General features: G+C 74.4%; 12 protein-coding genes. 9 read left to right on the forward strand and 3 right to left on the reverse strand.

Going from position 1 to position 12011, the window contains the following annotated elements:
• Positions 1–216 precede the first annotated feature (216 nt).
• From ACN263_RS27735 to ACN263_RS27770, 8 genes are all read left to right on the forward strand, one after another.
• Positions 217–1389, forward strand: a complete 1173-nt coding sequence (locus ACN263_RS27735; protein ID WP_422737180.1) for a hypothetical protein — start codon at positions 217–219, stop codon at positions 1387–1389.
• Positions 1376–4060 (forward strand): nitrate- and nitrite sensing domain-containing protein, encoded by a 2685-nt coding sequence (locus tag ACN263_RS27740; protein ID WP_422737181.1) that lies wholly within the window; start codon positions 1376–1378, stop codon positions 4058–4060. Before ACN263_RS27735 ends, ACN263_RS27740 begins: the two co-directional genes overlap by 14 nt.
• Positions 4057–4533 (forward strand): roadblock/LC7 domain-containing protein, encoded by a 477-nt coding sequence (locus ACN263_RS27745; protein ID WP_422737182.1) that lies wholly within the window; start codon positions 4057–4059, stop codon positions 4531–4533. The genes ACN263_RS27740 and ACN263_RS27745 overlap by 4 nt, the downstream gene beginning before the upstream one ends.
• The gene (locus ACN263_RS27750) at positions 4530–5012 is read left to right on the forward strand and encodes a DUF742 domain-containing protein (RefSeq protein WP_422737183.1); all 483 of its coding nucleotides are present in this window, start codon (positions 4530–4532) and stop codon (positions 5010–5012) included. The genes ACN263_RS27745 and ACN263_RS27750 overlap by 4 nt, the downstream gene beginning before the upstream one ends.
• Positions 4990–5766, forward strand: coding sequence for a GTP-binding protein (locus tag ACN263_RS27755; RefSeq protein ID WP_422737184.1), 777 nt, complete (start codon positions 4990–4992; stop codon positions 5764–5766). Before ACN263_RS27750 ends, ACN263_RS27755 begins: the two co-directional genes overlap by 23 nt.
• 38 nt (positions 5767–5804) lie before the next feature.
• Positions 5805–6296, forward strand: coding sequence for a hypothetical protein (locus ACN263_RS27760; RefSeq protein WP_422737185.1), 492 nt, complete (start codon positions 5805–5807; stop codon positions 6294–6296).
• A gap of 36 nt (positions 6297–6332) precedes the next feature.
• A complete protein-coding gene (locus tag ACN263_RS27765; RefSeq protein ID WP_422737186.1) occupies positions 6333–8531 on the forward strand; it encodes an AAA family ATPase in 2199 nt (732 codons plus the stop codon).
• Between the two features lie 84 nt (positions 8532–8615).
• Complete coding sequence (locus tag ACN263_RS27770) at positions 8616–9554, forward strand: SMP-30/gluconolactonase/LRE family protein (protein ID WP_422737187.1); 939 nt, start codon at positions 8616–8618, stop codon at positions 9552–9554.
• Between the two features lie 47 nt (positions 9555–9601).
• Here ACN263_RS27770 and ACN263_RS27775 read toward each other — a convergent pair whose 3' ends face one another.
• Positions 9602–10111 carry a GNAT family N-acetyltransferase gene (locus tag ACN263_RS27775; RefSeq protein ID WP_422737188.1) on the reverse strand — a complete coding sequence of 170 codons (510 nt, stop codon included), beginning with the start codon at positions 10109–10111 and terminating at the stop codon, positions 9602–9604.
• Between the two features lie 126 nt (positions 10112–10237).
• The gene (locus ACN263_RS27780; protein ID WP_422737189.1) at positions 10238–11068 is read right to left on the reverse strand and encodes a hypothetical protein; all 831 of its coding nucleotides are present in this window, start codon (positions 11066–11068) and stop codon (positions 10238–10240) included.
• A 228-nt stretch (positions 11069–11296) separates the two neighbouring features.
• Here ACN263_RS27780 and ACN263_RS27785 point away from each other — a divergent pair, with 228 nt between their 5' ends.
• Positions 11297–11512, forward strand: coding sequence for a hypothetical protein (locus ACN263_RS27785; RefSeq protein ID WP_422737190.1), 216 nt, complete (start codon positions 11297–11299; stop codon positions 11510–11512).
• A 10-nt stretch (positions 11513–11522) separates the two neighbouring features.
• Here ACN263_RS27785 and ACN263_RS27790 read toward each other — a convergent pair whose 3' ends face one another.
• Positions 11523–11930 carry a DUF3263 domain-containing protein gene (locus ACN263_RS27790; RefSeq protein WP_422737191.1) on the reverse strand — a complete coding sequence of 136 codons (408 nt, stop codon included), beginning with the start codon at positions 11928–11930 and terminating at the stop codon, positions 11523–11525.
• Positions 11931–12011 lie beyond the last annotated feature (81 nt).

Consider the following 12011-nt stretch of genomic DNA (forward strand, 5'->3'; position numbering starts at 1 on the left):
ATCACCCTCGATGCCTTCATGTCACACCAGCAAATGGGACACAGCGTGCCCGGAACCCTGACGAACGGTGACATCACACGAACTGACGCAAACCTGACTCACCGCAACCGACCGGCTCGCCTGGGGGTTCGGTTAGTTTTCCGGTCCGGTGGACGGGACTTGTCGGCGAACCCGACACCGCGCCGATCCCCCGCCCGACGCCGGAGGAGACACACCATGACAGTCCCCGCGCCGCGGGCCCGTCGACGGACGTCCATGCTCGGCAGGTCACTGCCGCTGTTGCTCATCGTCGCGCTGCTCGCGCCGGTCGGGATGCTCTTCGCGTCCACCTGGCGACACACCGGCGACGATCGGAAACTGGCCGACTCCGAACGACTCGGCGTGGAGTACCTGCGCGCCCTCGCCCCCATCACCGAGGCGCTGGTGGAGGCCCAGTCCAACGCCGTCGCCGGCCGGGGCGTCCCCGGCGAGCCGCTGACCCGCGCGGTCGAGCAGGCCGCCGCGGTGGACGCCCGCATCGGCGGACAACTACGCACCCAGGAACGGTGGGCCGGGCTGCGGGCCAAACTGGAGGCGCTGCGCGAGCGCAGCCCCGCCGACCCGGAGGCCGCCTACACCGCGTACGGCGAGGTGACCGACCTGCTGCTCGCCCTGCACCGAAAGGTTCGGGAGAGCTCGGGGCTGGGCCGTGACCCGGGCTCCGACTCGTTCTTCCTCCAGGACAGCGCCGGACAGGAACTCCCCGAGGCGGTGGTGGCCGCCGGCCGGCTCGCCGACCTCGGCGCGCTCGCCAGCCGGCGACCGGCCGCCCAACGGCCCCGGAGTCTGATGGAGCTGACCGGCCTGCGGGTGTCCGCCCTGTCGCCCGCGACCGACGTGGTCGACAACCTGCGCTCCGCCGTGGACAACTCGGAGAGCACCGACCTGGGCGCCAACGTGCTGACCCCACTCGACGCCTATCAGCGGTCGGTGGAGGCGTTGGCCCTGTACTCGGCGCCCAGCGCCGCCGGCACCGTCGACCAGGGTCAACTGGCCGCCGCCGCGCTCAACACGCGCAACGCCGCGCGCCAGCTCCAGCCCGTCATCCTCGGTGAACTGGACACCCTGCTCAGCGACCGGATCGACGGACTCGCCCGGGACCGGTGGCTGACCATCGGGGCGGGTGCGGTGGCCGCGCTGCTGCTGATCTGGCTCGCCGGGCTGCTGGTCGCCGCCGACCGGCGGAGCCGCCGACGGGCCGCCGCACCGGACGCCGTGACCCCCGCCGCCCCGCCGCCCGGGGATCCCTGGCAGCCGCCGGCCGCGACCGACATCCGACCGCTGCAACCGGTGGGCGCGGCCCACGAGCCGGTCGCCGAGCAGTGGGGGCCGTTCGATGCTGCTCGCTAGGCTCCGGATCCGCGGCAAGCTCGCGCTGCTCGTGGTGATTCCCCTGCTGAGCATGGTCGGCCTCGCGGTGCCCGTGGTGATCGACCGGGTGGCCGCCGCCCAGCGCGCCGCCGACATCACCGACCAGGTACGACTCGCCAGCCGGGTGGGCAGCCTGGTCCAGGACCTCCAGCAGGAGCGCATCCTGTCGATCGGCTTCCTGCTCGGCCGGGTCGAACGCTCCGAGGTGATCCGCAAGGCGGCCGACGTGGACGACCGGGTGGCCGACCTGCGGGCCGACGGCGGCGACGCGCTGACCGAGCAGGTCGACCACGCGCTCAACGGGGTGTCCCGGCTCGGCGACCTGCGCCGGGGGGTGCTGGCCCGGACCGCCAACCCCGGCCAGGTGATGGACGCCTTCGGCCCGGTCAACAAGGAGTTGATCGGATCGCTTCGGCTGGTGTTCAGCGTGGACACCGAGACGCTGCCCGGTCGCCAGGTGCTCGCCCTGGACGGGCTGCTCCGCGCCGACGAGGGCATCGGCGCCTGCGCCACCCTGAGCATCCTGGTCAAGGCGATCGGTACTCCGGACACCACCGCCGGCTACGTGGCGTGCATCGCCGCCCTCCAGGTCGACAACGCGCGCTTCCGCAGCCTGATCACCCCCGAGCAGCTCAAGGTGGCCCAGCTCAACGACGCCGCGGTGGCCGCGCGTACCAGCCCCGACTTCCTGATCACCAGCGCCCGGGACCCGGCCGGAGCGGTCCGCGACGTGCCGATGGAGGCGCTGTTCCCGGCCGTCCGCACGATGATCCGGCTCGGCCAGTTCGTCGAGAAGAAGATCGTCGCCGACGTGCTCGCCGAGGTGAAGGCCGACCAGCGGCGGGCGCTGACCGCCGCCTACCTGGTGGCGGGTGCGGCGGCGCTGATCCTGGCGCTGGTGGTGCTGCTCAGCGCTGCGGTGGCGCGTACGGTGGCCCGACCGCTGACCCAGCTCACCCGCTCCGCCGACCGGGTCGCCCGGGTCGCCGAGGCGGAGCTGGTCCGGGTGAGCGACGACGAGGCGGAGAGCGTCCAGTCGGTCCGGTTGGAACCGGTGGTCATCCGGTCCAGTGACGAGATCGGTGACCTGGCCCGGGCGTTCGACCGGGTGCAGAACACCGCCGCCCAGTTGGTCGAGCGGCAGATCGCCGGCCGCCGCAACGTGGCGCAGATGTTCGGGCACGTCGGTCGGCGTACGCAGAACCTGGTGAGCCGGCAGCTCGCGCTGATCGACCGGTTGGAACAGCAGGAGGCCGACGCGGGCCGGTTGGAGCACCTGTACCGGCTCGACCACATCTCCAGCCGGCTGCGGCGTAACGCCGGCAGCCTCGTGGTGCTCTCCGGCTCGGCCGGCGCCGACGCGCACACCGCGCCGGTCCCGCTCGCCGACGTGGTCCGGTTGGCGCTCGGTGAGATCGAGGACTACACCCGCGTCGACGTGCAGGTGCCGGCGGGTGTCGCCGCCGCGCCGGCCATCGTCGGCGACCTCGTCCTGGCCCTGGCCGAGCTGATGGAGAACGCGACGGTCTTCTCCCCGCCGCACACCCGGGTCGTGGTGACCGGCGAGACCTCCGGGCAGGGCGCCCGGATCACCGTGGTGGACCGGGGCATCGGCATGAGCGAGCAGCGGCTGGCCGAGGAGAACGCCCGGCTCACCCGGCGGGAACGACTCGACCTCGCGCCGACCGAGGTGCTCGGTCTCTTCGTGGTGGGCCGGCTGGCTCGCCGCCACGGCTGGGAGGTGAGTCTCGCCACCACCGCGGGCGGCGGCGTGACCGCCCAGGTGGAGATCCCCCAGGCGTCCCTGGTGCTGCGCCGCGCCGACCGGGCCGGGGCGACCGTTGCCCGTGCCGCCGTACCGGACCGGGGGCGACGGCTGGCTCTCGACTCCGCCCGCGGCGCCCGCGCCCGGGGAGCCGCCAGCGCACCGGCCACCCCCGCGCCGACCCCCGCACCCGCCGTCGCCGCGGTGGCACCGGCCAGCTTCGACACGGACCTGCTCAGCCGGGCCACCCGCAGCCTGGAGGCCGGCGAGTCCTGGGACGCCTTCGGCGCGCGGGAGTCGGCGGCCGCGACCGCCGGTACGGCACCGCCACCCGCCGCCGTCGCGCCGGGCAGTGCCACGGCGGGGACCTCCGCCGGCCCCCGGATCCGGCAGCGGGTGCCCGGCGCGAGTCTCTCCGCCACCGCCGCGCCCACCCGGCCGGTCGACGCCACCAGCGCCGACCCGGACGCCGCCCGCGCGCTGGTCGAGGCGTTCCAGTCCGGCGTACGGCGGGCCGAGTCGAGCAGCGCGCCGGCCACCGATCGCCCCGTCGGGCAGTGGTCGACGCGGACGGTCACCGACCCACCGGCCGGCGCGGGACCCACGGAAGCCGATCCCGGCGCTACCGTCGACCTGCCCACCACCCCGGGCGGCCGCGGCCCGACCGTGGCGGACACCGGCGGCGCCAACCGCAGCCGTCCCCGGCTGAGCCGACGCGTGCCCGGCGCGAACCTGACGGTCTCACCGCCCAACCAACCAGCCAGCCCGCAGCTCGGCGACCCGGCCGAGGTGCGCAGCCTCATCACCGAGTTCGAGGCGGGCGTCGCCCGTGCTCTCCGCGAAGTCAGCCCAGATCGTCGGAACGAAGAAGGATCATCACGGTGACCAGCCCCTTCCTGCACGACAACGTCGACCACCAGACCCAGCCGGCCACCGCCGGGGACCTCAGCCCCGAGGCCCGCACGTTCAACTGGCTGCTGGACTCGTTCACCTCCAGCACCGCCGGGGTGTTGGAGGCGATCGCGGTCTCCTCGGACGGGCTGCTGATGGCCATGTCGGCCATCAAGGACCGCTCCAACGCGGAGCGCCTGGCCGCCGTGGTCTCGGGCATGACCAGCCTCGCCGGGGGCGCGGCCAGCTGGTACGCGCTCGGCGGCCTGAACCGGGTGATCGTCGACATGGCCGACGGGTACCTGTTGATCAGCGCCATCAGCAGCGGCTCGGTGTTGGGTGTCGTCGCCGACCGGTCGGCGAACCTGGGCACCGTCGCGTACGAGATGACGCTCTTCGCCGGCCGGGCCGGCGGCGCGCTCACCCCGCGCCTGATCGCCGAGCTGAAGAACGCCGTTCAGCAGTGACTCCCGACGTCGCCGGCGAGGATCCGGACCCGGAGCCCGGGGTACGGATCCGCCCCTACCTGCGCACGCCGCCCCCGGGTGGGGGCGGCGCGCCGGCGGCGCCGGAGCCGGCGCCGGCTCCGGACGACAGCGGCCCGGCCGGTCTACGGCCGTTCGTGCTCACCGCCGGACGGGTGGCCGGCGCCGACCCGGCGATCGGACTCGAGACGCAGGTGACCCGCTCCGAGGGCGGCCGGTGGACGGGCACACCGGTCAGCCTGCTCGCGCCGGAACTCCAGGCGATCATCGCGCTCTGCGCCGAGCCGATCTCGGTGGCCGAGATCTCCGCCCGGGCCCGGCTGCAGTTCGGCGTGACCCGGGTGCTGGTCGGCGACCTGCGGGCCGCCGGGCACCTGGACGTGCACGTCACCGACGCCAACGACGCCTACGACCCCGACCTCATCCTGCGAGTGATTGATGGACTTCGTGCGATCTCCTGAATGGCCGGTCGCCCCGAGCGGAGGGCTCGCCGGCAACAGCGCCACCGCCCGCTACGGCGCGGCTCCGGGCACCGGTCCGGCGTCCGGGCGGGCCAGCGCGCCACCGCCGACCGGGCCGCCACCGCCACCGCCACCGCCGCCACCGCCGTACCGGCCGCCGGCCGGCACCGGACCGACCAGCCGCCCGTCGGCCGCGCCACCCGTACCGGTCAAGATCCTCGTTGCCGGTGGGTTCGGGGTGGGCAAGACCACCACGGTCGGCGCGATCTCCGAGATCGCGCCGCTGACCACCGAGGCCGAGATGACCAGCGCGGGCATCGGCGTGGACGACCCGGGCATCCGGTCCACCAAGACCACCACCACGGTGGCGATGGACTTCGGTTGTGTGACCATCGACCGCAGTCTGAAGCTCTACCTGTTCGGCACGCCGGGGCAGTCCCGCTTCGGCTTCATGTGGGACGACCTCGCCCGGGGCGCGCTCGGCGCGCTCGTGGTCGTCGACAGCGCCCGACTTGACGACTGCTTCCCGGCGATCGACTTCTTCGAGCGGGCCGGGTTGCCGTTCGTGGTGGGGGTCAACGCGTTCGACGGGCGACTGGCGCTGGAGCTCGGTGAGATCCGGTGGGCGCTGGCCATCGGCGACCACGTACCCCTGGTGCAGTTCGACGCCCGGGACCGGCTCTCGGTGCGGGACGCCCTGCTGGTCGTCCTGGATCGCGCGCTGGACCGGGCCACCCGGGACAGGAAGGCCTGAGCCGACCGGCTCCGGCCGTGGCGGGAAGGGGTGATCTGGTGAGGGGCGACCTGGACGAGACGTTGGCCCGGCTGGCCCGGCGCGAGGAGGCGCGGCGCCGGCGGGCCGACGACCGTGCCGCCACCACGTCACCGCCGGCCCCGACCGCCGCGCCGGCCCGCAACGCCGGGCCGGCCCGGCACGCCGAACGGGACGACCCCGACGCCGCCGGGTGGGGGCCGGTCGAGGAGGTGACCGAGGCGGTACGCCAGGTCGTCGGCGTGCACCCCGGGCTCGCGGTGACCGTCCGGGTGGAGCACGACGGTCGGACGTACCCGCTGCGGGTCTCCTGGGACGGCCCGGACGTGACGGTCGCCCCGGAGCCGCCGCCGACCCCGGTGGAACCCCCGCCGTCCTGGCCGCTCTCCGGTCGGACGGTGCCGGCCTGGGCGCCCGGTCCGGACGGGTTGACGCCGGACCCGGCGGCCCGCCTCGCGGAGTTGATCCGGCGCGACCCGTCGCTGCTGGACGAGTTGGATCCGCGGCGCTGAACGACGGGACCGGCTGACGGGTACTACGGTCGGTCGGTGGCCCAACCCGACCTGACCCTGACGGCGAGCCTGCGACCGGCCGCGCTGGACGCCCGACGGGGCATCGTGCGGCTGCACCCCGAGGCGCTGACCGCGCTGGGCCTGCGCCCCGGCGCTCCGGTGCGGCTGACCGGCCGCCGGGAGACCGCCGGGATCGTCGCGGCGGCCGGGTCCGGCGCGAGCAGCGCGCTGCTCTACGCCGACGACCTCACGCTCGGCAACCTGGGTGTGCGGGACGGCGCGTCCGTGCGCGTGTCGCCGCTGCCGCTGACCCCGGCCGGTCGGGTCACCCTGACCGGGCCGGTGGGGGTGCTCGCGGCGGTCAGCCCGGAGATGCTCCGGCTCGCCCTGCTCGGCAAGGTGGTCACCGTCGGCGACGACGTGTCGCTGCTGCCGCAGGACGTCCTGCCGGACGCGTCGACGCGCGGTCTCGTCGAGGCGGCCCGCCGCAGCCTCGCCACCAGCGTCGGCTTCGCCTGGACGAGCACCCTGCTCAGCGTCGTCACCGTGGAGCCGTCCGCCGGTTCGCTGGTCACCATGGACACGGTGGTCGCCTGGCAGCACGGGCCGGCCACGCACGGCGCGCCGTCGCCGGCCCAGCGGCCCCGGCCAGTCGACGCCGTACCGGAGACGGACGCACCCGACGTGGACGAGTTGCCGGGGCTGCGTGCCCAGGCGGACGAGTTGACCGAACTGCTCGACCTCGGCTTCCACCACCGGGAGGTGCTGGGCCGCCTCGGCACCACCATCTCGCTGGGCGTGCTGCTCTCCGGTCCGGCCGGCTCCGGGAAGTCGGCGCTGGTCCGGGCGGTCGCGGCCCGGGTGGGTGCCCGCGTACACCCGCTGTGGGCGCCCGAGGTGGCCGCGCTGGCCGACCAGGCCGCCGCCGAACGGCTGCGCGCCGCCGCGACGGCGGCCCGGGCCGGCGGTCCGGCCGTGCTGCTGGTCACCGACGTGGAGGCGTTGGCCCCGGCGGACGAGCCCGGCCCGCTGGCCACGGTGTTCCGGCAGGTGCTCGCGGAGGTCGTCCGGGCGGGTGTGGCCGTGGTCTGCACCACCGGCCGGCCGGAGGCCGTCGACGTGGCGCTGCGCGCGCCGGACCTGCTGTCGCTGCGGATCAGCGTGCCGCTGCCCGACGCGGCCCTGCGCCGCGAACAGCTCACCGTGCTGACCCGGCAGGTCCCGCTCGCCGACGACGTGCGGCTGGACGAGGTGGCCGGACGTACCCCCGGGTTCGTCGCGGCGGACCTGGCGGCGCTGGTCCGGGAGGCCGGGGTACGCGCGGCGCTGCGGCAGAAGTCCGCGTCGACGCCGACGGTGTCGATGGCCGACTTCACCGCCGCCCTGGAGGTGGTCCGGCCGACCACGATGGCCGCATCGACGCTGGAGTTGGCGTCCGTGACGCTCGATGACGTCGGTGGCCTGGACGAGGTCAAGCAGACGTTGACCGAGTCGGTGCTCTGGCCGTTGACCTACCCGGACACCTTCGCCCGCCTCGGCGTGCAGCCACCGCGCGGCGTGCTGCTCTACGGACCGCCCGGCTGCGGCAAGACGTACCTGGTCACCGCGCTCGCCGGCTCGGGCCGGGCGAACGTGCTCTCGGTGAAGGGCGCGGAACTGCTCTCGAAGTGGGTGGGCGAGAGCGAACGTGCCGTCCGCGAACTGTTCCGCCGGGCCCGGGAGGCCGCGCCGACGCTGATCTTCCTGGACGAGGTCGACGCGTTGGCCCCGGTGCGCGGGCAGGCCACCGACGGCGGCACCACCGATCGGGTGGTCGCCGCGCTGCTCACCGAACTGGACGGGGTCGAGACGCTGCGCAACGTGGTGGTGGTCGGCGCCACCAACCGGCCGGACCTGGTCGACCCGGCGCTGCTGCGGCCCGGCCGGCTGGGGCGGCTGGTCTACGTGCCGCCACCGGACGGTCCGGCGCGCGCGGAGATCCTGCGGGCCGCGGCCCGGAACGTGCCGTTGGCGTCCGACGTCGACCTGGCCACGCTCGGCGATGAACTGACCGGCTTCTCGGCCGCGGACTGCGCGGCGGTGATCCGGGAGGCGGCGCTCGCGGCGATGCGGGAGTCCCTGGCCGCGGCCACCGTCACCGCCGCGCACGTGGCCGTCGCGCGGGAACGGGTCCGCCCGTCGCTGGACCCGGCCCAGGTCGCCTGGCTGGCCCGGTACGCCGCCGAACGGGACTGAGCGCCGGGTCCAACCTTTTGCCGTCCGAGGAACGTTCTCGAAGCGGAACGTTCCTCAGTGGAGACATCCACTCGACGACAGGCGGTGACCCTCTTGCGCAGGCTGCTCTCTCTTCTCGTCGTCCCCCTGATGGCGGCGGCCACCCTCGGCACGCCCGGCTCGGCGGCGAACGCTCGCACGACGCCTTTTCCGTCCCGGATCGCCCTGCCGGACGGGTTCAGCCCGGAAGGGCTGACGATCGGGCGGGGCACCACCGTCTACGTCGGCTCGGTCGGCAACGGCGCCGTCTGGCGGGGTGACCTGCGGACCGGGCGGGGTTCGGTGTTCATCCCGGGTGCGCCTGGTCGGGAGAAGGCCGGTCTCAAGCTCGACCCGCAGGGCCGGCTGTGGACCGCCGACTTCTCCGCCGGAGCGGCAAGCGTCCACGACGGCACGACCGGCGCGCAACTGGCCCACTACCAGTTCACCGACGAGCCGGGCAGCATCGTCAACGACCTCGTGGTCACCCCGCGCGCCGTCTACTTCACCGACTCGGCCCGGCCGGCGCTGTACGTCGTACCGCTGCTCCCGGGTGGACGGCTGCCCGCCGCCGGCGCCGCCCGGGTGCTGCCGCTCAGCGGTCCGGCCGCCGCGCCCGACGCGTTCAACAACGGGATCGTGGCCCTGCCCGACGGAGACCTGCTGGTCGCCCAGATGCTGACCGGCCGGCTGGTACGCGTCGACGCGCGCACCGGCGCGAGCCGGGTCGTCGACCTCGGCGGCTACTCGGTGGACCGGGCCGACGGGCTGGTGCTGCGCGGTCGCACCCTCTACGTGATCCGGAACCTGACGAACGTGGTCGCGGTCGTCGAGCTGAACGCCGACCGGACCGCCGGGGTGGTGCGGCGGGAGATCACCAGCCCGGCGCTGCGGTCGCCGGCCACCGGGGACCTGCTCGGCCCGGCGCTCTACGTGGTGAACGGTCGGTTCGACGTCGAGCCCGGCCCGACCGTCGACTACGACGTGGTGCGGCTCCCCGCCTGATCGGACGGTCGGCGGCGGCACCGGGGGGGGTCGCCGCCGACCGTCAGTCAGAAAGCCGGCGGCGTCGAATCCAGGCAGATTTCGGCGTGCACCTTTCCGCCTTCCTCGCGCAGTTTTGCACCGCATTTCTCGAGGACGGCGAGTGCGCCGACATTGTCCGGGGTCGTGTCCGCGACGACGGCACGCATGCCGGCCCGGGCGGCGACGTTGAGCAGCTCGCGCAGGGCGGCCGCGCCGATGCCCTGGCCCCGCGCCGAGAGGCCGAGCCACATGCCGGTCTCCACCGTGCCCGGCTCGTCACAGCGGGTCATCCGGATCATGCCGACCACCTCGCCGCCGACGAGGATCGCGTACATCTGGGAGCCGGTCGGTCCGTCCAGGCCGGCGAAGCTCGCCCGGTGGAACTCGCGGAAGGCCTCGCGGCGGGCGAGCGACCAGCCGGCGGGTGCCTCCACCGGAGGCATCACCTCGCCCGGCTCGGCCTCGGCAGCCGCTACGGAGAGCAACGGCTCCAGGTTCCGCTCGTCCACCGGCTCCAGCCGGACCGCACTCGCCACGTGCCGCAGTCTGCCGGCCCTATCGGCCGAAGTCCACCCCATTGGGGATCGGATGGCGGTCCGGCCACGGGTACCGGCCGGTCGGGCGATTCGAGTGTTTCTCCTCACGCTCCGTCGTCATCTGGCCTATGGGGCGAACTCGCAGAACACCACCGAGGCGTCGTCGGTGGACTTGTGTCGGCGGAGCCGGTCGGGATGGTCGCGCTCGGCGTCCCGTACCCGGGAGAGCAGCGCGGCCGGGCCCTCGGCGCTCAGCAGGTCGAGCAGTCCGGCCCAGTCGGTCAGCCCGAACTGCTCGACCGCGCTGGAGGCGCCGTCACTGAGCAGCGCCGCCCGGCGCAGGGCCGCCGAACCCCGCCGCGACGCCGTCCCGGTCACCGCGTGGAAGGCCGCGTCCGGGTCGGCCGCCGCGACCCAGTAGCCGTGCGTACGGTTCATCCGCTCCCGTTGGACGCCCACGGCATGCCGGAAACGCGCGACCGGGTCCGACGGGCCCGCCGGCACGGTGGCGACGGTCTGCCGTAGCTCGGCCATCGCCGTGTCCAGCCGGTCATCGGTCACCACGCTGACCTGACCGCCCACGTCCAGCACCAGCGGACTGTCGCAGAGCACCAGGTAGTCGACCTGATCGCCGCAGTCGCGCAGCAGGCACACGGTGCTGGACGGGGTGCCCGGATGGTCGAGGTCGCACTGCCCGTCGTGGTCGGCGCGGACGGCGAGAATGGCTGCGGCCAGGTTGCTGGTCAGCCGGGCCGCCGGGCGGGCGGCCTCCGCCACCGCGAGCCGGGCGGCCAGGTGTCGGACGTACCACTGGGGCCCGTGGACGCAGCCCGTGTCGAAACCGTCCGGCACCGTGGCCCCGTCCAGCACACCGACGAGCGGACCGAACTGGAAGACCACGTCCTCGTTGACCGGCCGATCGGGGGCCGGCGCGGACGCGGACCGCACCCGCATCATCGGCACGGCCCGTTCGGGTCGGCACCCCTCATCGCTTACTCCCTCGCTCGTACGACGGCGTACCCCGCTTACCCGTCGCTCCTGGTCACATTCCTGCGCCGGCCGGTATCGGGGCAACCCGGGCTCGTCGGACGGCCACCGGCGGTAGCGTGACAGAGGCCGGCCTCCGCGGTGTCCCTTCGCAGGTGGAGGGCGGTTCGGGGCCTTCCGTGGCGACAGGGGGATCGCATGTTGAAGCGGTTGCACGAATCGGGACTCACGTCGGAGCACATGTACATGGCCGGCTTCGTCAGCATCGGCCTCTCGTTCACCAGTTGGTTCCTCTCCAAGCACCTGGAGCGGGCCGGGGTGGCCCGCGCCGACCGGTGGGGGATCTTCATCGGCGAGTGGGCGCCGACGTTCTTCGCCATCGGCAACGGCCTGCAGGGGTACGAGAAGAAGTAGCGCCCGCGGGTCAGCGGCGGCGGTTGCGGGCCCGCGACGAGCGCAGCCGGCGGAGCCGACCGATCAGCACCGGATCGGCGGCCAGCGCCGCCGGATTGTCGAGCAGGCCGTTGAGCAGCTGGTAGTACCGGGTCGAGGAGACGCCGAAGGTGTCCCGCACGGCCTGCTCCTTGGCACCGGCATGCCGCCACCACTGCCGCTCGAAATTGAGGATGGCCTCTTCGAGGACGGTCAGGCCCGCCTCGGGCTGGGCTGTTGCGGCGGCCGGCACCGCGTCGTCCCGCTCGCCGTCGTCGGCGTTCTCCACGGACGGCGCCGGTCGCGGGGTCGGCACACCGGGCGTGCCGCCGGCGGCCGTCGCGCCCGGACGAGCGTCGGTGGACGGCTCGGGGGCGGCCGGGGTGGCGTCGGCAGGCATGACGTCCAGCCTAGTCAGGCTGCGCCTCGGTCGCAGCAGCCGGCGCGGCCGGCCCCGCCCGTCGGAACCCCGACGGTGGGA

Source organism: Micromonospora sp. WMMD729, from assembly GCF_049315225.1.
Taxonomy (GTDB): domain Bacteria; phylum Actinomycetota; class Actinomycetes; order Mycobacteriales; family Micromonosporaceae; genus Micromonospora.

Coding starts and splice junctions, on each gene's coding strand:
- ACN263_RS27755 (WP_422737184.1), top strand. CDS start 4,990: ATGGACTTCGTGCGATCTCCTGAATGGCCGGTCGCCCCGAGCGGAGGG.
- ACN263_RS27780 (WP_422737189.1), bottom strand. CDS start 11,068: ATGATGCGGGTGCGGTCCGCGTCCGCGCCGGCCCCCGATCGGCCGGTC.
- ACN263_RS27785 (WP_422737190.1), top strand. CDS start 11,297: ATGTTGAAGCGGTTGCACGAATCGGGACTCACGTCGGAGCACATGTAC.
- ACN263_RS27790 (WP_422737191.1), bottom strand. CDS start 11,930: ATGCCTGCCGACGCCACCCCGGCCGCCCCCGAGCCGTCCACCGACGCT.
- ACN263_RS27735 (WP_422737180.1), top strand. CDS start 217: ATGACAGTCCCCGCGCCGCGGGCCCGTCGACGGACGTCCATGCTCGGC.
- ACN263_RS27740 (WP_422737181.1), top strand. CDS start 1,376: ATGCTGCTCGCTAGGCTCCGGATCCGCGGCAAGCTCGCGCTGCTCGTG.